Annotated in this window: 20 protein-coding genes; 8 read left to right on the plus strand and 12 right to left on the minus strand. The window is 39.3% G+C overall.

Annotated features, from left to right (window positions below):
* Positions 1-4 precede the first annotated feature (4 nt).
* The 9 genes from bamA to rpsB all read right to left on the minus strand — a co-directional run bounded on the left by bamA (position 5) and on the right by rpsB (position 10,016).
* On the minus strand, positions 5-2,476 hold the full coding sequence (bamA, locus tag H5119_RS00095; protein WP_182700767.1) for an outer membrane protein assembly factor BamA: 2,472 nt from the start codon (positions 2,474-2,476) through the stop codon (positions 5-7).
* Positions 2,477-2,574: 98 nt separating this feature from the next.
* Complete coding sequence (gene rseP / locus H5119_RS00100) at positions 2,575-3,927, minus strand: sigma E protease regulator RseP (protein WP_182700768.1); 1,353 nt, start codon at positions 3,925-3,927, stop codon at positions 2,575-2,577.
* Between the two features lies 1 nt (position 3,928).
* Positions 3,929-5,134 (minus strand): 1-deoxy-D-xylulose-5-phosphate reductoisomerase, encoded by a 1,206-nt coding sequence (gene ispC, locus H5119_RS00105; RefSeq protein ID WP_182700769.1) that lies wholly within the window; start codon positions 5,132-5,134, stop codon positions 3,929-3,931.
* Complete coding sequence (locus H5119_RS00110; RefSeq protein ID WP_182700770.1) at positions 5,131-5,997, minus strand: phosphatidate cytidylyltransferase; 867 nt, start codon at positions 5,995-5,997, stop codon at positions 5,131-5,133. Before H5119_RS00110 ends, ispC begins: the two co-directional genes overlap by 4 nt.
* Before the next feature lie 18 nt (positions 5,998-6,015).
* Positions 6,016-6,795: an isoprenyl transferase gene (locus H5119_RS00115; protein ID WP_182700771.1), complete on the minus strand. Its 780-nt coding sequence runs from the start codon at positions 6,793-6,795 to the stop codon at positions 6,016-6,018.
* A 58-nt stretch (positions 6,796-6,853) separates the two neighbouring features.
* Entirely contained in the window at positions 6,854-7,375 is a 522-nt protein-coding gene (gene frr / locus H5119_RS00120; RefSeq protein ID WP_220492750.1) for a ribosome recycling factor, read from the minus strand.
* 49 nt (positions 7,376-7,424) lie between these two features.
* Positions 7,425-8,174: a UMP kinase gene (gene pyrH, locus H5119_RS00125; protein ID WP_077537417.1), complete on the minus strand. Its 750-nt coding sequence runs from the start codon at positions 8,172-8,174 to the stop codon at positions 7,425-7,427.
* 157 nt (positions 8,175-8,331) lie between these two features.
* On the minus strand, positions 8,332-9,183 hold the full coding sequence (gene tsf, locus H5119_RS00130; RefSeq protein ID WP_008168613.1) for a translation elongation factor Ts: 852 nt from the start codon (positions 9,181-9,183) through the stop codon (positions 8,332-8,334).
* Between the two features lie 104 nt (positions 9,184-9,287).
* Entirely contained in the window at positions 9,288-10,016 is a 729-nt protein-coding gene (gene rpsB, locus H5119_RS00135; RefSeq protein ID WP_077537416.1) for a 30S ribosomal protein S2, read from the minus strand.
* 271 nt (positions 10,017-10,287) lie between these two features.
* Here rpsB and map point away from each other — a divergent pair, with 271 nt between their 5' ends.
* From map to H5119_RS00175, 8 genes are all read left to right on the plus strand, one after another.
* Positions 10,288-11,073, plus strand: coding sequence for a type I methionyl aminopeptidase (gene map, locus H5119_RS00140; RefSeq protein WP_077537415.1), 786 nt, complete (start codon positions 10,288-10,290; stop codon positions 11,071-11,073).
* Positions 11,074-11,154: 81 nt separating this feature from the next.
* On the plus strand, positions 11,155-13,773 hold the full coding sequence (glnD, locus tag H5119_RS00145) for a [protein-PII] uridylyltransferase (RefSeq protein ID WP_138584316.1): 2,619 nt from the start codon (positions 11,155-11,157) through the stop codon (positions 13,771-13,773).
* Between the two features lie 9 nt (positions 13,774-13,782).
* Complete coding sequence (gene dapD / locus H5119_RS00150) at positions 13,783-14,610, plus strand: 2,3,4,5-tetrahydropyridine-2,6-dicarboxylate N-succinyltransferase (RefSeq protein WP_138584315.1); 828 nt, start codon at positions 13,783-13,785, stop codon at positions 14,608-14,610.
* Positions 14,611-15,223: 613 nt separating this feature from the next.
* Complete coding sequence (locus H5119_RS00155; RefSeq protein WP_182700772.1) at positions 15,224-15,565, plus strand: glutaredoxin family protein; 342 nt, start codon at positions 15,224-15,226, stop codon at positions 15,563-15,565.
* Between the two features lie 184 nt (positions 15,566-15,749).
* Complete coding sequence (locus H5119_RS00160) at positions 15,750-16,991, plus strand: HlyD family efflux transporter periplasmic adaptor subunit (RefSeq protein ID WP_182700773.1); 1,242 nt, start codon at positions 15,750-15,752, stop codon at positions 16,989-16,991.
* Positions 16,988-17,668 carry an ABC transporter ATP-binding protein gene (locus H5119_RS00165; RefSeq protein WP_182700774.1) on the plus strand — a complete coding sequence of 227 codons (681 nt, stop codon included), beginning with the start codon at positions 16,988-16,990 and terminating at the stop codon, positions 17,666-17,668. The genes H5119_RS00160 and H5119_RS00165 overlap by 4 nt, the downstream gene beginning before the upstream one ends.
* Complete coding sequence (locus tag H5119_RS00170) at positions 17,668-20,028, plus strand: ABC transporter permease (RefSeq protein WP_182700775.1); 2,361 nt, start codon at positions 17,668-17,670, stop codon at positions 20,026-20,028. The genes H5119_RS00165 and H5119_RS00170 overlap by 1 nt, the downstream gene beginning before the upstream one ends.
* A gap of 8 nt (positions 20,029-20,036) precedes the next feature.
* On the plus strand, positions 20,037-20,474 hold the full coding sequence (locus tag H5119_RS00175) for a hypothetical protein (RefSeq protein WP_182700776.1): 438 nt from the start codon (positions 20,037-20,039) through the stop codon (positions 20,472-20,474).
* A gap of 61 nt (positions 20,475-20,535) precedes the next feature.
* Here the strand turns inward: H5119_RS00175 and H5119_RS00180 are convergent, their stop codons facing one another.
* From H5119_RS00180 to megL, 3 genes are all read right to left on the minus strand, one after another.
* Positions 20,536-20,880 (minus strand): 4a-hydroxytetrahydrobiopterin dehydratase, encoded by a 345-nt coding sequence (locus tag H5119_RS00180; RefSeq protein WP_182700777.1) that lies wholly within the window; start codon positions 20,878-20,880, stop codon positions 20,536-20,538.
* Between the two features lie 38 nt (positions 20,881-20,918).
* Positions 20,919-21,716, minus strand: a complete 798-nt coding sequence (gene phhA / locus H5119_RS00185; protein ID WP_077537410.1) for a phenylalanine 4-monooxygenase — start codon at positions 21,714-21,716, stop codon at positions 20,919-20,921.
* A 237-nt stretch (positions 21,717-21,953) separates the two neighbouring features.
* Entirely contained in the window at positions 21,954-23,135 is a 1,182-nt protein-coding gene (megL, locus tag H5119_RS00190) for a methionine gamma-lyase (RefSeq protein ID WP_182700778.1), read from the minus strand.
* Between the last annotated feature and the right edge of the window lie 10 nt (positions 23,136-23,145).

Genomic DNA, 23,145 nt, shown 5'->3' on the forward strand with positions numbered 1-23,145 from the left:
TCCTTTAGAAAGTATTACTAATATTAAAACTAATTGTTTTTGTATCGTCATCTTCTTCTTTTTGCAATGGATACGCAAAACTAATCAGCATTGGACCCATTGGGGAGATCCACTGTAGTGATAAACCGGTTGAAATCCTAAAACGCATCGGATCTGAATAATCATCTAGCTTAGCACGCTGTTCCGATAGTAAGTTTTGAAAACGATCGACGTTAAACTCTGTATCCCATACGTTTGCAGCGTCAACAAAGAAACTCGTACGAACTGAGCTCGTGTTATCCTCATCTAAAAACGGTGTAGGAACAATTAATTCCATACCAGCCACCGCTTTAGCATTACCACCTATTCGACCTTGAGCTGATAATACATCAAACTCAGGTGCGCCGCCTATACTACCAGTTGTAACGCCATCCGGATCCGGTGTACCTGGAATCGATAGCGGTCCACGAGATACTGCACGAGGTAAGATTGTATTTCGGTCAAAACCTCGTAATTCCATTTCAGTAATACGGAAATACTCTTGGAATGGCAGAGTTTGATCATAGCCATTTGTTGAACCGTAGCCATTACCGTAACCAAGTGCAGCACGTGTTGAAAACACCCAACGGTGATCGTTTGAAATTGGCCAGTAAAAACGCGAATCATAGTTCAATTTAAAATATTGAAGATCTGAATTAGGCGTTGTTGCTGTTAGGTTCAAGGTTTGGCGCGAGCCCGCTGTTGGGAATAAACCTCGGTTCACAGTAACACGAGACCAACCTACACTTAACTCATATTTAGTAAAGTCAAAGCCTTTATCTGGATTCTCTGGGTCTAGAAAAGTTTCACGTAGTACTCGTGTTTGCTCGTACTCAGCAATATCCGATAGCTCTTCTTGTATCCACCGCACTCCAAAATTAACCCTGTTAATTGCATCAATTGGAAAACCTATATTCGTACCAAGTCCATAGCTTTTTGATTTATAATTAATAAGGCTAAATGCGCTTGCATCATAGTTACTATAAAAAATACTACTACCTTGTGATACACCATCAGGCGTAAAGTACGGGTCTGTGTAAGATACACTTACGCGCTCAGAGCCCTTAGAAGTATTTATATTAAAACCAATTTGGTTACCAGTACCTAAAAAGTTAGACTCTGTTACACCAATGTTGAATTGTAGCCCTTGGTAAGAACCATAGGCAAGACCAGCATTAAAGCTGCCTGCCGACTGCTCTTTAACAGTAAAGTCAACGTCAACTTGGTCGTCAACACCTGGTACTGGCACTACATTAAAGTCAACTTTTTCCATGTAGGCTAAACGCTGAATTTGCAACTTTGAACGCTCTAGGTTTTGATTAGATAACCAAGCACCTTCTAACTGGGTCATTTCGCGGCGCAACACTTCGTCTGACGTATTTTGATTACCGCCTACAATTATACGGCGAACATACACTCGTTTACCTGGATTAACAGACAGTGTTAGCTGTACTTCTTGCTTTTCGTCATCAATTTCTGGAATTGTACGTACTTCAGCATTAGCATAACCAAATCGTGCTAAATAACTCTTAATAAACTCTTCAGAAGACGTAACGACAGAGCCGTTATATAACTCTCCAGCTCTTAGTGGAATTACACTTTTAATTAAGTCTTCACGGCCAAGTAAATCACCTATAAAGTCGAAACCTTTAACTGTATATTTAACACCTTCCGTTAAATTGGCTGTAACGTAAACAGACTCACGCTCCGGACTCACAGACACTTGTGTTGAGTCAATATTAAAACGAAGATACCCACGGTCTAAATAAAAACTGCGAATTTTTTCTAGATCGCCTTCAACTGTTTGCTTTTGGTAACGATCACTACCCATAAACTGCCACCAAGGCAAATCTTGCTGAGACTCAGCAAGTTTAAGCAGATCTTCATTTGAAAAAAGTTCATTACCCACTAGGTTAATTTGGCGGATAGATGCCGCATCACCCTCATCAAACTCTAATTTAAGTTTAACGCGGTTACGTGGCAGTTTAGTCACGCTAATATCAACTTTAGCGTTGTATTTACCGATACTGTGGAAAAACTCAACTAGGCCTTTTTCAATATTATCTATAACTGTCTGATCTAGGGGTTCACCTTGGCGAATATCTTGCTGATTTAACGACTCATTAAGCTGCTCATCTTTTATATCTTTATTACCTTCAAATTCTATAAAGCTAATAGTTGGACGTTCAGTTACTTTAAAAACAACGTTATTGCCATCGCGAAGCGCTTTTATATTATCAAAGTGTCCTGAGCGATAAAGTGACTTTATTGTTTTTGAAATCGTATAGTCATCTACATTATCGCCCACATTGATAGGAATATGCGTTAACGCAGCACCCAGTGCTACACGCTGTAAACCTTCAACTTTTAGATCTTCAACAATAAAGGAGTTTTGGCCCAGGGCTGCAAAACTTGCCCCTAATAAACTTGTCATTGCCAAATGTTTTTTTATAGCCATTTTATTATCTTTATCCTATACAACTGTATTACCGCTCAACACCTCTACTTAGAGATATTTTACAATCGAGTTCTAATTAGTAATTGGTCACGTTGCAACTACAAACGCGATACATCATTGAACAAAGCGAAACATGTTAGAAAAATGAGCAATAAAGCACCCACTTTAAAACCAAACTCTTGTGTCTTTTCAGAGACTGGCTTTTTACGTAAAAGTTCAATTATGTAATACATTAAGTGTCCACCATCAAGCACTGGCAGGGGTAATAAATTGAATACACCCAAGTTAACGCTTATCAGTGCCAAAAAGCTCAAAAAAGCAACTAAACCATAGCTTACGCTAGTTCCTGCGCCTACTGCAATACCCACCGGACCACTTAAGTTTTTAACCGAAACCTGACCTGTAATTAAATTACCTATCATGTCAAAGCTAAGGGTAATCAAACGCCATGTTTCTTGTGTGCCGCGAACAATACTATCGAGTGGACCGTACTGTCTAGTCTCTACGTAACCATCAGGCCATTGCTGAACGACTGGGGCTACACCTAAAAAACCTTGTTCCATGCCGTTATTATCAATACGAGCTTGAGGCGTTACAGCTATTACTTTTATACTATCTTGTCTTTTTACACTAAATTGTAAAGATTTGTTAGCCGATTGCGTAATAAGATTAACTAATTGCTGCCAATTGCTTATTGTTTCGCCATTTACAGCCAATATTGTATCGTTAACCTGCAAATTTGCATGTTCTGCCGCTGAATTTTTAGTCACTGCCGCTATCGTTAGTGTTGCTTGTGGCCTAAAGGGCACTATGCCCAGTGAGCTTAACGGTGGCACATCTTGTTGATCTAATTTCCAACCATCTAAATTAAGCGTTTTAACTCTTGGTTGAAGGTTTTCATCTCGAACAGTTACCTCAACACTTTGCCCACCTAAGCTAGACATCAATGCAAATGTGGCGTCTTGCCATGTTGCTATATCATTATCACCAATTTTAATAATTTGCTGGCTTGGCATTATGCCCGCTTGCTCTGCGCGACTGCCTTGAGTAACACTGCCAACAACAGGCTTAACGGATTGCACACCCACCACATACATCACGGCTAGTGCAAAAATAGCAAACAAGAAGTTAGCCATAGGACCTGCGGCAACGATAGCGATACGCGCCTGAACCGATTTTGCATTAAAAGATAAATGCCGTTGACTCTGCGCTACTTCATCAACGCGCTCATCTAGCATCTTTACATAACCACCCAATGGAATAGCGGCAATTACATATTCAGTATCGTATTTATCGCGCCATTTCAATAAGGGCTTTCCAAAACCAATAGAAAAACGCAGTACTTTAACACCCGCCTTACGCGCCACCCAAAAATGACCATACTCATGCACTGTAACTAAAATACCGAGAGCGAGAATAAATGAGCCGAGATTCCAAAAAAAATCAAACATATTAATGCGCCACTGTTGTTATAAACTCTAAAGCGCTAATGCGCGCTAACTTATCGCACTCTAGAATTTCATCTAGGCTTTGCACATTGGTATACGTTGCAGCGTCGAGCGTCTTTGCATTTATTGTGTATATATCGGTAAAGCCAATTTTACCGTTTAAAAATGCATCTACAGCAATCTCATTTGCTGCATTAACGGTTGTGGTTGCCCCTTGACCTGAACTACACGCATCAATCGCCAACTGTAAATTTGGGTAGCGAGTAAAATCAGGTTTAGTAAACGAAAAATCACAAATATCAGAAAAGTCTAACGGCTTAACGCCTGCATCAATTCGCTCAGGGTATGCTAGCGCATGCGCTATGGGTGTACGCATGTCTGGGTTACCCATTTGCGCTAAAATAGAACCATCGTGATATTGCACCATTGAGTGAATAATACTTTGCGGGTGGATAACCACATCAATATCGTTTGCATCACAATTAAACAGCCATTTGGCTTCAATAAGCTCTAAGCCTTTGTTCATCATAGTGGCTGAATCAACTGATATTTTTTGACCCATAGACCAATTAGGATGCGCTACCGCTTCATTCACAGTGACATTTTTAAGGGTATTGATATCACGAGTTAAAAACGGGCCACCAGAGCCGGTAAGCAAAATTTTACTTACGCCGTGCTGTTGTAAATGTTGATCGCCTTTGGCATTTTGTAATGAAGCAGGAAGACATTGAAAAATTGCATTATGTTCACTATCGATTGGCAGCAAAGTGGCTTTGTGCTGTTTAACTTTATCGATAAACAACTGACCAGACATAACTAATGATTCTTTATTAGCAAGCAACACTTTTTTACCCGCCTCAACGGCACTCAATGTAGGCATTAAGCCCGCAGCACCAACAATTGCCGACATAACAATATCAACATCAGGATGAGCACATAAATCGCTCATTGCTTGAACTGAGTGCATTACCAAAGTTTGACACTGAGTATTAGCTAAGTATGAAGATAACTGCTCAGCGGCTTGCTGCGTTGCCATAATTGCATACATAGGCTGATGTTCAATACACAACTCAGCCATTTTTTTTACGTTTTGCCCTGCAGTTAAGGCAAACACATCATATAACTCTTTATTTCGCGATACGACATCAAGTGTACTTAAACCAATTGAACCCGTGGCGCCTAAAATAACCAGTAATTGCCTGTGGCTCATAAACTCAGTGTCCACGCGTAGCACATCACAAACATTGGAGCCGCAGCCGTTAAGCTATCAATTCGGTCTAAAATACCACCATGCCCAGGTAAGCAGCTGCCACTGTCTTTAAGGCCCGCTTCGCGTTTAAACATGCTTTCAAGCAAGTCACCAACTGCAGAAAATAAAGCTATAAATGCAGTCATAATCGCATACACAGGCCAAACAACTAAATCAACATCAGTAAAATGGCAAAATATTAATACAAATATAATTGATGCAACAACACCGCCTGCTAACCCTTCAATTGTTTTGTTTGGGCTTACTTTAGGCATTAATTTATGCTTACCGAAGCTCTTACCTGTAAAGTATGCACCTACATCAGCACTCCATACAATTCCTAACACAACTAAAATAAGCATAGAGCCAAAATGAGTCGACTCTGCATATTGCGCGCTACGTAATGTGTTAAGTGCAAGCCACAATGGGACAAGCGTCAATAAGCCAGCAATGCCGCGCATCATTAAGCCTTCATTCCACGCTTTAGCCATCGATGGGTAACGCCATACTAAATAGCTAGCAACAATCCACCAAGCAAATGCCAGTGTAAATACATAATTTGCATCCCCAACAAGTTTACCATTTTGCCATAATGCATCTATTGGCCAATGTAAATTAAGCAGTGCGAGTAACACCCCAACTAAAATAACAAACGCGCCTCTTTTAAGCTTACCGCATAAGCCCATAAAAGCAGACCATTCCCATGCTCCCAATAACACGATTGCACCAGCAAAATAACTAAATAACGTAAGCGGTGTATAAAAAACCAAAGCCAGTGCTAAAGGTGCTAGCACGAGTGAGGTTAAAATTCGTTGTTTTAACAAAATGTGACCCTTATTCTTTTAGTTTTGAGCGAGTAATTGTTTTATTTGTTCGCCCGTACAACCAAAACGTCGCTCTCTGGCAACGTAACATGCAATGGCTTCAGCAAATGCTGCTTCATTAAAATCAGGCCAAAGTGTGTCGGCAAAGTAAAATTCGGCGTAAGCTGCTTGCCATAGTAAAAAGTTACTAATACGAACATCGCCACCTGTACGAATGAGTAAATCAGGTTCAGCCTGATCTGCCATGCTCATATGCTGCGCTAAACGCTCTTCGGTAATATCGTTTGCATTGAGCTCGCCTTTTGCCACTTGCAAAGCAAGTTGTTTCGCAGCGTTAGCCATATCCCAACGACCACCATAATTAGCTGCTACGTTCAAACACAGCCCCGTATTATTCTCAGTCAACTCTTGTGCAGAATATACTTTACTGCGCAAGCTCTCCGAGAATCGTGATAAGTCTCCAATAATGGTCAGTTTTACATTGTTTTTATGAAGCTTTTTCACTTCTTTTGTTAAAACAAACAAAAAGAGCTCCATTAAAGTATTTACTTCGTCTTCAGGGCGGCGCCAGTTTTCACTACTAAAAGCAAATAAGGTTAACGATTGTACCCCTAATTTAGTACAAAACTGAACTGATTGACGCACAGCGTCCACACCTTTTTTATGCCCATATACACGAGGTCTGTTTCTAGCTTGTGCCCAACGCCCGTTTCCATCCATGATGATGGCAACGTGTTTAGGTAAACATTGCTGTGAAATTGTATCAGCGTCTAGAGCCATAAATATCGAGTATTCCATAAAAAAACGCCGCCTAGTATACCCCAGACGGCGTTTCAAAACTAATAATTTTAGCTGCTTAGATTTCCATCAATTCTGTTTCTTTGGCAGCTAATAGCGTATCCATTTCTTTAATAAACTTATCAGTAAGTTTTTGAATCGCATCATCTGATTGACGCGCTTCATCTTCTGATATGTCTTTATCTTTTAATAACGCTTTCACATCGCCATTAGCATCGCGACGAATATTACGAACAGCAACACGACCGCCTTCAACTTCAGCGCGTACAATTTTGATTAAGTCTTTACGACGTTCCTCGGTCAGTGGAGGAAGTGGTACACGAATAACAGTACCTGCTGACATAGGGTTTAAGCCTAAGTCAGACGCCATAATCGCTTTTTCAACAGCTTGCGCTAAAGACTTATCAAACACACCAATAGCCAGTGTGCGAGAGTCTTCAATTGTTACATTAGCAACTTGGTTTAAAGGCGTTGGTGCACCGTAGTACGACACCATAATGCCATCTAAGATAGCTGGATGTGCACGGCCAGTACGAATTTTAGATAATTGGCTACCTAGTGCAGTTACACTTTTTTGCATGCGCGCTTGCGCGTCTTTTTGAATATCGTTAATCACGGTTTAATCCTAATTATTTGATTATTTCATCTGAGGCTTGTGAAGAAATAAGGGTTCCCTCTTCTTCACCCATAATTACGCGTTTTAACGCGCCTGATTTATTCATGTTAAATACGCTCAATGGCATATTGTGATCGCGGGCCAAAGTAAATGCCGCTAAATCCATAACTTTTAATTCTTTTTCAATAATTTCATTGTAGCTTAGGTGGCGATAAAGCGTTGCTTCTGGGTTTTTAACAGGGTCATCACTGTAAACACCATCTACCTTAGTTGCTTTGATTACGGTATCGGCTTCAATTTCTATACCACGTAAGCACGCAGCTGAGTCAGTCGTGAAAAACGGATTACCCGTACCTGCTGCAAAAATAACAACACGGCCCGTTTTTAACAAGCTAATTGCTTCTGCCCAATTGTATGCATCACACACACCATTAAGCGGAATAGCCGACATTAAACGACAATTTACAAATGCACGGTGTAGCGCATCACGCATTGCAAGGCCATTCATAACCGTCGCAAGCATACCCATATGGTCGCCAACGACACGATTCATACCGGCTTCGGCCAGTGAACCACCACGTAAAAAGTTACCACCGCCTATCACTAAACCCACTTCTACGTCGAGTTCTACTAGCTCTTTAATCTCTTGTGCCATACGGTCTAAAACTTTAGGGTCGATGCCGAAGCCTTCGTCTCCCATTAAAGCTTCACCACTTAATTTAAGAAGAACACGTCTAAAAATAGGTTTGCGATTGATAGTCATAGTATTGGGGCCAACTTTTATTGAATTATGGATAAAAAATAACCGCGCTTATGTTAAACATAAAAGCGCGGTTATTTTAAAGAATTTCTAGCTGTGAAGCAAAACCAAATAGTACTTTAATTGCATCTAATTTCCTTTTGCATCACAAATAGTAATCTTACTTAGCTTTAGCAGCAGCAATTTGAGCAGCAACTTCAGCAGCAAAATCTTCTTCTTTCTTCTCGATACCTTCACCAACTTCTACACGTACGAAGCTAGTAACTGTTGCGTTTTTCTCTTTAAGAATATCGCCAACAGATTTTTTAGGTTCCATGATGAAAGCTTGACCAGTAAGAGAAACCTCACCAGTAAATTTCTTCATACGACCAACAACCATCTTCTCAGCGATTTCAGCAGGCTTGCCTTCGTTCATCGCGATTTCGATTTGTACTTGCTTTTCTTTTTCAACAACATCAGCTGGAACATCTGAAGGTGTTAAGTATTCAGGGCTAGATGCAGCAACGTGCATTGCAACGTGCTTAAGTGTTTCTTCATCAGCAACACCTGCAACAACAACACCGATACGATCGCCATGACGGTACTCAACTAGGTTTTCACCTGTTACGTACTGTAGACGACGTACATTGATGTTTTCACCAATTTTAGTCACTAGCTCAACACGGTCTTCTTCAAACTTAGCTTGTAAGTCTTCGATAGAGATAGTGTCAGCAATTGCAGCGTCAGCAACTTTATTAGCAAATGCTAAGAAGCTTACGTCTTTTGCAACAAAGTCTGTTTGACAGTTAACTTCTACTAGTACTGCAACACCCGCGTTTTGCTTGATGATGATAGTACCTTCAGCAGCAATGTTACCTGCTTTTTTAGCAGCTTTAGCAGCGCCACTTTTACGCATATTTTCAATCGCTAACTCGATGTCGCCATCAGTTTCAGTCAACGCTTTTTTACAATCCATCATGCCAGCGCCTGTGCGCTCGCGTAATTCTTTAACTAGGGCAGTAGTTACAGCCATTAGTAAATCCTCAAATCTGAATTCTGGTTTAGATAAGCGGGTTACCCGCTCTACAAGAATAGCAAGTCTTCACCTTAAAAAGATGAAGACTTGATGACAGCTAATTACTCAGCTTCTACGAAGTCGTCTTTCTCAGCTTGAGCAACGATGTTATTCTCGCGGCCTTCAGTGATAGCAGTAGCAACAGCACTTGTGTAAAGGCTTACTGCACGGATAGCATCATCGTTACCAGGTACGATGAAATCAACACCGTCTGGGTTAGAGTTAGTATCAACGATTGCAACAACTGGAATACCTAGGTTGTTAGCTTCACGGATAGCAATGTGCTCGTGATCAGCATCGATAACGAAAAGCGCGTCTGGAAGACCGCCCATGTTTTTGATACCACCAAGGCTTTTTTCAAGCTTGTCCATTTCGCGGTTAAGCATTAACGTTTCTTTCTTAGTTAATTTCTCGAAAGTTCCGTCTTGGCTTTGGATTTCAAGGTCTTTAAGACGCTTGATTGATTGACGAACTGTTTTCCAGTTAGTCAACATACCACCTAACCAACGGTGATTTACGTAATACTGGTCGCTCGCGATAGCTGCTTCTTTAACTGCTTCGCTTGCTGCGCGCTTAGTACCAACGAAAAGAACTTTACCTTTGTTTGCTGCAGCACCAGTTAAAAACTTAAGTGCGTTGTTGAACATTGGTACAGTTTGCTCAAGGTTGATGATATGTACACGGTTACGTGTGCCGAAGATGAAAGGCTTCATCTTAGGGTTCCAGTAACGTGCTTGGTGACCAAAGTGAACACCAGCTTGAAGCATATCGCGCATTGAAACGTTTGCCATTTTATAGATCCTCTATAGTTGTTTAGGGTTAGGCCTCCACATATCCCATAGCACCAACACCGAAGTAATTAAACTTCAAATGCACCCAAGTGTATGTGACGATACGTGTGTGTGTTAAAATCAAATTGTGTTTGCCTTAAATACAAAAAATCATTTAAGAATTTATTTGTAAAAAGACGGCGCGCTTTATACCATATTAAAAACAAATACTCAACATCGCGTGCAAAAATTATGCAGCGATAAATGTTAAAAACTCAACTTTGGAGCCTCAATGAGCGCTATTATCAAGACCCCTGAAGAAATAGAGAAAATGCGTGTAGCTGGGCGCTTAGCAGCCGATGTACTCGAAATGATCGGCCCACATGTAGTGCCAGGAATTACCACCGATGAGCTAAATACAATTTGTCATGATTATATTGTTAATGTGCAACAAGCAATCCCTGCTCCATTAAATTATCATGGCTTTCCAAAATCAGTTTGTACGTCAGTTAATCATGTTATTTGTCACGGAATTCCAAATGACAAAGCATTAAAAGATGGCGATAGCGTAAATATTGACGTAACAGTCATTAAAGATGGCTACCACGGCGATACATCTAAAATGTTCCACGTTGGTACACCCAACATTCAAGGCAAACGTCTTGCAGAAGTAACCCAAGAAAGCTTATATCTGGCAATTAAAATGGTAAAACCAGGTGTGCGTTTAGGTGATATTGGCGAAGCAATTCAAAAATATGCAGAGAGCTTTAATTACTCAATTGTCCGTGAATATTGTGGCCACGGTATTGGTGCAGGATTTCATGAAGAACCACAAATAATGCATTACGGCAAAGCCGGTACTGGTGAAGCCTTAAAAGCAGGTATGTGTTTAACTATTGAACCTATGGTGAATGCAGGTAAACGTCAATGTAAGCTTCTTAAAGATGATTGGACCGTAGTAACACGTGACCGTAGTTTATCAGCGCAGTGGGAACATACTTTATTAGTGACTGAAAATGGTGTTGAAATTTTAACGCTACGATCAGATGATACAATCGACAGGATCATAGAACACTAATAATAAGGGCATGTGACTTTTTAGATTTAACGAATTTTAATTCTAAAAAGTTAATGCGTCCAATAACAGGAGCCAGCCCACGTGGCATTACCCAACAAAGTAAAGAAGTTGCTTAGCGATGCTGAGCAACTGAGTGATTATCGCGATTGTTCTAGCTATTTTTATAAATGGTTACATAACGAATTTTCGAAACAACCCGTTGGGAATTTAATTAATGCTCGGGCTGAGTTTATTGACCGCCTACTCATTAAACTATTCCATGTTTATGGTTTAGCACACGAACCTGACCTTGCACTAATTGCTGTTGGTGGCTATGGGCGCGGCGAGCTGCACCCATACTCAGACATCGATTTTTTATTGCTTGTTACTCAACAACCAAGCGAAAATGTTTGCGAAAAAATTGGCCAGTTTGTCACCATGCTGTGGGACCTCAATTTAGAGATAGGCCATAGCGTGCGTACTATAGAGCAAGCTATTGAACAAAAGCGTGAAGACGTAACCTTTGCTACCAGCTTGCTCGAAAGCCGCCTTATTTTTGGTAATCATATTGAGTTTGAAAAACTCAAAACATTTGTACTTGAAACGCCAGTTTGGGGCTCTAGTGACTTTTTTGTTGCCAAAGTGCAAGAACAAAATTTACGCCATAGAAAATGCCACGGCACGGCCTATAACCTTGAACCAAATATCAAAGAAAACCCTGGCGGCCTTCGCGATTTACAAACTATTATTTGGGTTGCCAAAAAACACTTTAGAGCCGAGACCCTGCAAGAGCTTATAAATCATGGCTACCTTACTCACGAAGAGTTTCAAGAGCTCTCAGAGTGCAGAGAAAATCTGTGGAATATTCGTTTTGCGCTGCATTTAGCCGCTGAACGTTCTGAGAATCGCTTATTATTCGATCATCAACCGCAAGCCGCTGAAATACTGGGTTTTGGTAGCGATGGTAAAGCCTCGGTTGAACGTATGATGAAGCGCTTATTTAGAATTATGAGTCGCGTGCGTGAGTTAAATCAAATGCTGCTTTCATACTTTGAGCAAAGTATCAGCCCTCAAAATAGTGAAAACCAAGCAGTAGAGCTCGACAGAAACTTTGAGCAAATAGGCCATCAAATAAGAGTAAAAGATCCATCCGTATTCTTTAGGCGCGACCAACTCTTTGTATTGTTTGAGCACATAGCCGATAACCCAACAATAACGCATATTTACCCAAGCACCATCAGAACTATTCGCCAAGTTCGCCGTCGTTTATTGGGAGACTTACAAGACTACGCGGCCTGTCGTGAAGCCTTTTTACGCTTAGTTAAGCACCCTAACGGTATGGGCCGCGCATTTACGCTCATGCACAAGCACGGCATGCTTGCCGCCTACTTACCCCAGTGGCGTAATATATTTGGACAAATGCAATTTGATTTATTTCATGCATATACAGTAGATGAACATACCCACAAGCTAATCAAAAATATTTACCAATACTTTGATAAAACCGGTATTAGCGAGTTTCCTATTTGCAGTGAAATCGTGACTCGAATGGACAAGCCAGAGCTGCTTTATTTAGCGGGTATTTTTCATGATATAGCAAAAGGGCGTGGTGGCGATCACTCAGAACTTGGTGCCGTTGATGCTATTGCATTTGCTAAACTACATGGTTTTTCATCGGCTGATGCAAAGTTAATTGCATGGCTTGTAAGTAATCATTTACTTATGTCGGTTACCGCTCAGCGTAAAGACATTAACGATCCAGGTGTTATTAAAGATTTTGCTACGCGGATAAAAACAGAGCGTCAACTCGACTATTTATATTGTTTAACCGTTGCAGATATACGTGCAACCAACGACAACTTATGGAATGATTGGAAAAACACCCTGCTGCGTGAGCTTTACCTACATACACAACGGGCGTTACGTTTAGGGCTTGAAAACCCAATGGACCAACGCGACCAAATTCGCGATAAAAAACACCAAGCTAAACAGCGCCTTCTTAACTTAGGTTATCAAGAAGAAAAGATTGATTTAATTTGGAGCCGTTTTAAAGCGAATTATTATACCGCTTTTAGTGAACAACAAATATCGTGGCAAAGTGAGCACTTATTAAGTAGTACTGATTTAAGCCAACCGAGTGTTATTGTGTCGAATAAGGCAATGCATGGCGGAACGCAAGTGTTTGTATACAGCCCTTATTCTAGCGTATTATTTGCTCGTTTAGTCAGTGTGATTGGCTCTAAAAAAGCGCAAATACAACACGCACAAGTTCTAACCACTAAAGATGGCTATGTACTGTTTAGTTTTGTAATATTAGAAGTAAATGGTCAACCTATCGCCAGCGGCCGTGCGCAATCGATTAAACGAGGACTTGAACAAGCACTTAACGATCCACGTAAAAAAATACGTTTTAAAAAGAACCGTTCACAACGCTTTAAAGACTTTAATATAAAACCTAAAATCATTCTGCGCCCACATGCACGTAAAGACCGCAGTTTAATAGAAATTCAAGCCGTCGATATACAAGGTTTGTTAACCAAAATAGCCGAAGTTTTCCAAGCGCATTTATTACATATTCACGCTGCTCGTATAACAACAGTAGGTGAACGTGCTGAAGATTTCTTTGTTGTATCTAATAACGAATACCAAGCGCTGACCGATGAAGAGCAAGCAAAAATTCATCAGGCATTACGTAAAAAATTCAACGCCGAAACAGAATAGAGGACACACATGTCAGATTTAAAAACGATGATCGAAAACGCATGGGACAACCGCGATAGCATTAGCCCAAGCACCGTATCTAGCGATGTAAAACAAGCTATTATTGATGCACTTGATTTACTTGATAGCGGCGCAGCACGCGTTGCTGAAAAAATATCGGGGGAATGGGTTGTACACCAGTGGCTTAAAAAAGCCGTGTTACTGTCGTTTCGTATTCGCGACAACCAACCAATGAACGACGGCGTAAACCAGTTTTACGACAAAGTACCGCTTAAATTTAGCGACTATACACCGGAGCAGTTTCAGCAAGGCGGTATGCGCGTAGTACCCAATGCGGTAGCACGTAAAGGCAGCTTTGTAGGTAAAAACGTCGTACTTATGCCATCGTACGTAAATATTGGTGCCTACGTTGACGACGGCACCATGGTTGATACATGGGCGACTGTAGGCTCGTGTGCACAAATTGGTAAGAACGTACATTTATCTGGTGGCGTAGGCATAGGTGGCGTTTTAGAGCCTCTACAAGCTAACCCAACTATCATTGAAGACAACTGTTTTATTGGCGCACGTTCTGAAATTGTTGAAGGCGTAATTGTTGAAGAAGGCGCAGTAATTTCAATGGGCGTTTACATCAGCCAAAGCACCCGTATTTACGACCGTGAAACGGGTGAAATTCACTACGGCCGCGTACCAGCAGGCGCCGTAGTTGTCCCAGGCGCACTACCATCAAAAGATGGTACGCATAGTCTTTACGCTGCAATTATCGTGAAGAAAGTAGATCAGCAAACACGTGAAAAAGTAGGCATCAACGCCCTACTACGCTCAATTGATGAGTAATTAAAATAATGGCTAACATCTAAGAAAGAAGATATAAGCTTTCTATATTTATAACTTTTTTATTACTCAAACTGACATTTGCTGGCTTTCTTAAAATAATTGAGCCAGCTCAAGTTAATTCAGAAACACAGAAAAAAACAAAATTGAAACAATTTATTTACATTAAAGCGAGGGTAATATATAAATACAGTGTCTGTTTTCGACACAAAAATATAAGGAATAAATTATGAAAAAAATCACTTAAGAAAATCACATTTGTAATAGTGCTAGCCTCAATTAGCTCCATCGCATATGCAGCTAAGAAAAACTGTGTAAAACATACTGAATGCTCATCAGAACGATGCGCATCCATAGTAGTATGCTACCCTGATTAAGCGAAATAATACCAAACTACATAAATCTTTGATCAATTTAACGAATTAAATTGCACTATAACGTTGTTAACAACTTTTTATTTAGAACAACTAGATACAAAAATTTTTGCCTAGTTCTAGCGTAATTTTTTAACGTTAAATAGACCCCATATATAAGCAAATTGGAATAAAGCGAAAACAGACATTAATAATTTATAGATTCGCGATATTAAAACAAATGATTATTTAAAGGAATAGTGATGCTTAAGGAAGGATGTTTTTATATAATTGTGATATTAGTCTCAATTTCGGTTACTCACCTGTATTTAGAGAGTCATGTAGAAAACAAAAGAATAATATCAGCAGTTCAAACAATGAAATTTACTAAGGGGGACTGGGGGGAAATAACCGTCGTTAATATTTATACTGCAAAGTGGTGCAGTGCTTGTAAAGCTTTGAAAGAATATTTATCTGACAAAAATATCACATATGTAAACCATGATATTGAAGAAAATCCCGTTTTTGATGAGCACCTCAAAAGAAATAATATTAAAACTATCCCCGTAGTAATCTTCAATCAAGAGGTTTTTTTTAGGATTTAACTCATCACAACTTGATTTCGAATTATTAACTTATGTAGAAAGCAATACAATTACTCAACTGACTGACTAATAAGCTAGGTACTTGATTAAGCCTATTTAAGCTTTAATATTTTTATCTTGTGCAAAAAAATAAAATTGAAATTTTACAATATAAAGGCTCATCTTGTAGAAGGTTACATTTACTGTGGAAAAACTTTTAATCGTTAAACAAAAAAGTAGATACCCTATCGCTATTGCGGCTTTATTGTTGTTATTGGCTTTGGGTTATTTAATTAAGACACTACTTTTCTCAAATGATATTCCTGAACGTTATTTAAAGCCAATATTAGTCTCTCAAGTATCATTACCCAATGTATTAAAAGGGATTGGTACAATAGAGCCTACACAAAGAGAGCTTTTGTCTGCGCCGCTAAAAGGCAATATCAACACACTTACAATTCGTGAAGGGCAAGCTATAAAAGAAGGCCAAGTATTAGCAAAGCTAACTAACTACGAATTGGAACAAGATATACATAATGCGAGTTATGAGCAGCTTAATTTAGAATCTCAAGTGGCTATTGATAAAAGCAATTTAGCAATTAAACTCTCGCAAATTAAAGTCGACTTATCAAAAGCTAAAATGGCATTGCAGCAACAAGCGCTTGAATTAAATGCTAATAAAGTTTTAATGGAACAAGGTATTATTTCTGCAATTCGCTTTAAACAAAGCGAAATGCTTTACAAGCAAAGTGAACTTGAAGTTAATGCCAAAAATGGTGAACTTAGTCTATTTAAAGAGGCATTTGATCAGCAATTAATTGCGCTTGATAACAAAGTAAACATCGCAAAAAACAAGCTTAGCTATTTACAAAGGCGTCAAGATCAACTAACACTCACAGCAAACTTTGACGGTACCGTAAGCCAAAACTTAGCTAAATTAGGTCAAGCGGTTACTCAAGGGCAATCGCTGTTTGAGTTAATAGAGACCGACAACTTACTGGCTAAAATACAAGTCCCTCAGTATTCATCTACTCAGTTAAAAATAGGCCAAAAAGCAGATATAGTCACACCCAGTGGCACAATTGCAGCTAAGGTAGATTATATAGATACAGTAATAAGAAATGGCGCTATTAATGTGTTTTTAGTATTAAACGCTCCTCCACCATCATGGCTTAGAAGCAGCCAAGCAATAGAAGCTCATATTTATTTGGAGCAATCTTTAGTAGTACAAAATATTAAAAAACCGAATGATTTTGATAACTACAGCAAATGGAAGGTCTACGAAATAACACCATCGAGTAAAGCTATTCTTACTAATATAAATTATAAAACGACTGAGCAAGACACCTTGAGCTTTAATGAAACGCTACAGAGTAATTATGTATTATTACTGCCTGCTGATTACGCCACTAAAAATAACTTTGATTTAATAGGTGCTTTTAAATGAGTTATCCGTTAATAGAGTTTAATAATGTTTTTTATCAATACCCTAATACCAAAATTGATACCCTCAAAGCTGTAAGTTTTAAAATAAACAGTGGTGACTACACTGCAATAACCGGTACTTCTGGCAGTGGTAAAAGTACCTTACTTTCTATTTTAGGTTTACTAAACTTACCTAGCCAAGGGCAATACACTATTTTAGGCACTAACACAGCGGACTTAACACCCGACTCTATTGCAGCCATTAAAAACAGAGAACTTGGTTTTATATTTCAAAACTTTAATTTATTAAATCATTTAAGCGTATTTGATAATGTGGCTTTGCCACTCAGTTACAACAAATCGGTGCCTAGAAAGGATTACCAAAAAAAAGTAGAAGCTGCGCTTAATAAAGTAAATATGCTTGAATTTATTGATAGAAAGCCAAGCCAATTGTCAGGCGGGCAACAACAAAGAGTTGCTATTGCTAGAGCATTAATAAATGAGCCCTCTGTTATTTTAGCCGATGAGCCAACGGGTAATTTAGATTCGAGTAACAGCGAACAAATATATCAGTTACTCAATAAGCTAAACGACGAAGGCAAAACAATTTGCTTAATAACACATGATGAAAACCATGCTAAAACAGCAAAAACGCGTTTGTATATTCAAGACGGACAGCTTAGTGCGCAAGGTTTTTGATGCTGAACTTAATTACTGATCTGACCTTTAACTGGCTAAAATATGCTAAGCAAAATACTAAATTATGGCTTAGCTGCTTGTTGCTGAGTATTCCTTTATGTTTAATTTTAAATATAAGTAATATTCATAGTCAGTTTTTGTCTGCCGATTACACGGCAATAAATAACATCCACAACATTAAACAAGTTTACTTAAGTGATACTCAAAATGACTTACCCGTTGATGAATACATTTTTGATGAAATAACCGTATTGCACCAAGATTTAGTCGGCGTTTTTGAGCGTTCTATTGATTTATCATTAAAGCTTTCGGTTAATCATGATAGTGAGTCTGTTAAGGTAAGCTTTATATCGGGGGGTTATAAACAATTAGGTATCATTCCTGCCTTAGGCAGCTTTAATCAATTAGACTTCCCAAAACAAGGCAGCGCACTAAGTGCCGCCATTAGCTATTCGTTTTGGCATACTCATTTTAAAGGTGTCACTGATATTATTGGCAAACAGCTTGTTGTTAATAATAAAAGCATAAACATTGTTGCTGTAATGCCAAAAGAGTTTAAAAGCTTTAAACGTGCCTATGAACCTAAACTCGTTATTCCTTACTCGCAACTCAAGCGTATTTTGCCTCAAGAAAGTAGCCTGACCCCAGATACATTTACGTATATTCTAGGAGACGTTAAAGATAAAATACTCTTTTTAAGCTTTATAAATAATCACTTACAAAACGAAATGTTCATATTTGATAATACCGAACTTAAGTTTAGTGATGGTATTGGCGTTAACCCTACTCACTTTAATAAAATATTGAAGCGCCTAAACTTATTGCAGTTACTTTATTATATTTTACTCACATTTAGCTTTATAGCCTTTTGTGCATTTTACTGTGCAGAGTCAATTAAAAAGCAACAAGAAGAAACTATACGCAAACTATGTGGAGCCAATAACAAACACATTTTTGTGCAGCAAATTATTGATATCGCACTCACAAGCCTACTACTTATTATTGTAATGTGCGCTTTGTATCCACTGAGCGACCGTATCAGCACAATTTTATTACCAAGTCTGAATCAGCTAAGCAGCTCTTTTTCATTATTTACGCTGGCGGTATTTTACATTGTTATTATTACTTTTTTATCGGCGCTTAGTTATTTTCAACGAAGATGGATACACAGCAGTATTGGACGCGGCCAAAGCGCAACAGCAAGCGAAAAAATACAAGTGTTCTCATTGCTTTCATTACTTACTAGCCTTGCTATTACAAGTGTTTACATTAGTAGTTTGGTTATTTACAGCCAGATTAATTTAAATAATAAAAGTATGGGTTTTAATTCAGATAATATTCTAATTGCCAGCTTTAGTTTTCCACAATCACCTAACGAGGCCTTTAATGCAAACAACTCCGCTCAACAATTAATTCAGCAATTAAATTCACTGCCCATTATTGAAGAAGTATCACTTAGCTCAGCCCCGCCCCTATCAGATCGAAGTGGTTTTAGTGCATGGTACACCGTTACCGGACAAGCTATCAGTTCGGGTAAAAGCGCCAGTACCGCAAGCCATAGAGTGAGCCCGCATTACTTTAAAACTATTGGCGCTAAGCTTATCTCTGGGCAAAGCGTGCAATGGCAACAGTACCAAAACATTGTCGTTAACAGCGCTTTATGGGATCAATACTTTGCAGGCACAGAACTAAGCCAAGCTTATTTATTAGCCCAATTTGATACTGGAAAAGTAAAACATAAAGTAGTTGGCGTTGTTAATGATATTTATAATGAAGGAGCCGACACACCGGTTCAGCCAACTGTATATAATGTAATAAGTGCCCTGACAGGCTTTGAAACAATTATAATTAAAACTTATGTGCCCATCACACAAGTTGAAAATGAACTCCAAACGGCAGTAAAAGCATTAAGTGTAAACTTTAACGATTTATCACTTACCTCCCTTTCGTCTTTAGTAAAAAATGAGCAAGCCCCTAGAAATGCATTACTTATAATTACCGTTGTGTGTTCCTCAATTCTTCTACTCTCTGCGTTTTTATACAACTACAGCAGTATTAAACAACTTACGGCTAAATCATCCACAGAGCTTGCATTAAGACGTGCTATGGGAGCTCGCAGCTACCAAATATGCTATTTATTTTTAAAGCTCTTTTTCACTGCATTTGTGATAACTCACATAGTTATTATTGCGTTATTTTTCACCCAACATGAAAAACTACAAACTTTTTTATTTCAACAATCCGTTTTTGACCTAAACACGATACTTACAGTGCATTTAGTCATTTTGTTAGCGGTTATATGTATTATTGCTATAGAGATTAAAAAAACACTTAACAACTCGTGGAATAACTTAACTTAAGGATAAGCATGTACAAATTACTACTGGCTACACTACTTATATATGGTGGAAATACATACGCTGAGCAGTACAGTTTCTCTCATTACCAAATAGTTAAATCGACCATTAATAATACCGCACCGCAAATGTTTTTGTTTAACAGCAAAGGCGAGTTGATGTATTACTCTGATAAATATTTACCTAATATTTTATCCATTTTTAAGAATAATCAAAGCCATCCTGATTCTGATTTGATTAAAAGTAATCTAGAGCAGCTATTAACAACATTGCCCGATTTTACCCAGCAAAAGTATACGTTGTTTTACACCTCAATAGATGAAGATGTAGGCCCCTGTCCGCCTTGTAGGCAACAAGAAAAAACTATCGACATGCTTAAAAGTAAGTTTTCAGATAAGCAGCTAAAGGTCCATTCAATTTCCATAAATGCCAGTGACAACGGTATATAAAAAAAGCCCGCTAAATAACTTTAGCGGGCTGTTTGTTGCGAAGGTTAAACCTTTAAAAAGTTTAAAGCGCGTTAAATACGTCGTCTGTTTTAGCTGCGCAAATAAAGTCGTTTTTGTGTAGGCCTTTAATTGAATGGCTCCACCACGTAACGGTTACTTTGCCCCACTCGGTTAATAAACCTGGGTGATGGCCTTCGTCTTCTGCCATGTCGCCTACTTTGTTAGTAAACGCGATAGCCTGTTTAAAGTTTTTAAATTTATAAACACGCTCAAGCTGCATAATGCCGTTGCGTACTTCTGGTACCCAGTCTGGGATATTAGTAATTAATTGCGCTAACTCTTCGTCAGATACCTTTGGCGCATCTACATGACAGGCTTCGCATTTTTGTGCACTTAATGAAGACATTCTAAATCCTTACTTTTTAGCTTTTTGAGCATTAATGTTTAACTGGCTAATTTTTCTTTTGGTGGAAATTTTGGGTCGTGCAAACCAAGCTCTTTAGCTTGCTCAACCAAAGTCATAATATCCATTTGCGATATATCAAACAGATCATGAATCGAATTTATGGTGTAGTACTGTGGTTGCATAATATCAATACGGTACGGAGTACGCAGTACATCAAGCACATTCATTGGGCTGATTTCTGGCGTATTCGAGTATACGTACTGAGTCTCCCCTGGGCTTGATAAAATACCGCCGCCGTAAATACGCAGACCGTCTTCGGTTTGCATTAAACCAAATTCAACCGTAAACCAGTATATACGCGCAAGGTATACACGGTCTTTTTTCTGCGCTGCGTAACCTAATTGCCCGTACTTGTGCGTAAACTCGGCAAAGTCAGGGTTAGTTAACATGGCGCAGTGGCCAAATATTTCATGAAAAATGTCTGGTTCTTGTAGGTAGTCAAATTCTTCACGGCTACGAATAAACGTGGCTACCGGAAACTGCTTGTTAGCCAATAGTCTAAAAAACTCATCAAAGTCGATAAGCGCAGGTACTGGCGCTACTTGCCAACCTGTAGTGGCGAGTAATACGTCATTTAGTTCGCTTAACTGCGGAATACGATCGTGTGGCAGGTTAATCTTTTTTAACCCTTGCATGTACTCGTTGCAGGCTTTTCCTTCAATACATGCAAGTTGGCGTGCTACAAGCTCAGACCAAATTTTATTTTCTTCATCACTCCAATGTATAACACCATTTTCGTCTGGTGTTTTGGATGTGTATTTACTTGCTTTAGCCATAAGTACCTTCTTGGGTGTGAGCCCTAAATCGGTGTCAGTGTGATACTCAAACCTGTTGAATATCGAATGACCCCATACTATGCAAAAGTGAAGAAAAGTTTAATAGATAGGCTAACATCAGTATTTGGTGCGATCATCAAAATCGTAAACTTAAAATTACACCTGCGGCACAATAAAAATACAGACCTTTAAATAAAGGCCTGCAGCTCACTTTTATGTGTATACAATTAAATACACCTACCCAATTTTAGTAAAAGCTTGGTTTAAATCACTAATAATGTCGTTAACATCTTCAAGCCCAACCGAAAGTCTGATCAGCCCATCACTTATTCCAGCAGCAGCTCGCTCCTCTGGCGTATAAGGTGAGTGAGTCATAGATGCAGGATGCTGAATCAGTGTTTCCGCGTCGCCTAGGCTTACTGCAAGTGTGCAAAGTTTCATACTATCAATAAATTGTGCGCCATCTTGTAGCGTGCCTTTTATTTCAAATGCAATAACACCACCAGCAGCTTTCATTTGGTTACCAATAAACTTATAACCTGGGTGCGATTTAAGCCCGGGGTAATATACGGTGCTTACTTGTGGATGCGATTCTAGATATTCGGCTATTGTTTGTGCGCTTTGACAATGGCGCTCTATTCTAATAGCGAGTGTTTTTAGACCTCGATTAATTAGCCATGCGTCGTGCGGGCTTATGGTTGCACCAATGTCTTTTAGTACGGTCATTTTAATGTGTGTTATGTGCTCAAGCGATCCACATACAATACCTGCTACTACGTCTCCGTGGCCGTTTAAGTACTTGGTCGCACTGTGCATTATTATATCGATGCCATATTTTTTAGGCGATTGCAGTAGCGGCGTTAAAAAGGTGTTGTCGACCACACTAATTAAACTGTGCTCTTTAGCAACTGCGCCAATGAGTGCCAAATCAATAACCGCCATAGTGGGGTTGATTGGCGTTTCTACAAATATCATTTTTGAATTAGGTTTGATGGCAGCGCGTAGTTCGTCCTCGTTGGTCATATCAACAAAGGTGACTTCGATCCCCCAGCGCGGCAACATATGCGAGAAAAACGCAAAGGTACAGCCATACAAAGCACTTGAGGCAACAAGGTGATCTCCTTGCGATAAAAAGCTCAGTACTGAGGCAGATACAGCCCCCATACCTGTTGCGGTTGCCGCTGCTGCTTCACAGCTCTCGAGTTGAGCAACTTTTTGCTCAAGCTCTGTGGTTGTAGGGTTTCCTAAGCGCGTATAAATATAGCCTGGTTCGTCGCCTGCAAAACGCGCAGCACCTTGTGCGGCATTTTCAAAATGAAAGGTAGAGGTTTGATACAAAGGAGAAGTGAGTGCGCCGTGCGGGTCGTTTGCTTTTTGTGGTCCGTGAATACACTGGGTGTTTATATGATGCTTGCTCATTGTAGGCTCA

This window comes from Pseudoalteromonas sp. SG45-5, assembly GCF_014164085.1.
GTDB classification, from domain to species: Bacteria; Pseudomonadota; Gammaproteobacteria; order Enterobacterales; family Alteromonadaceae; genus Pseudoalteromonas; species Pseudoalteromonas aliena.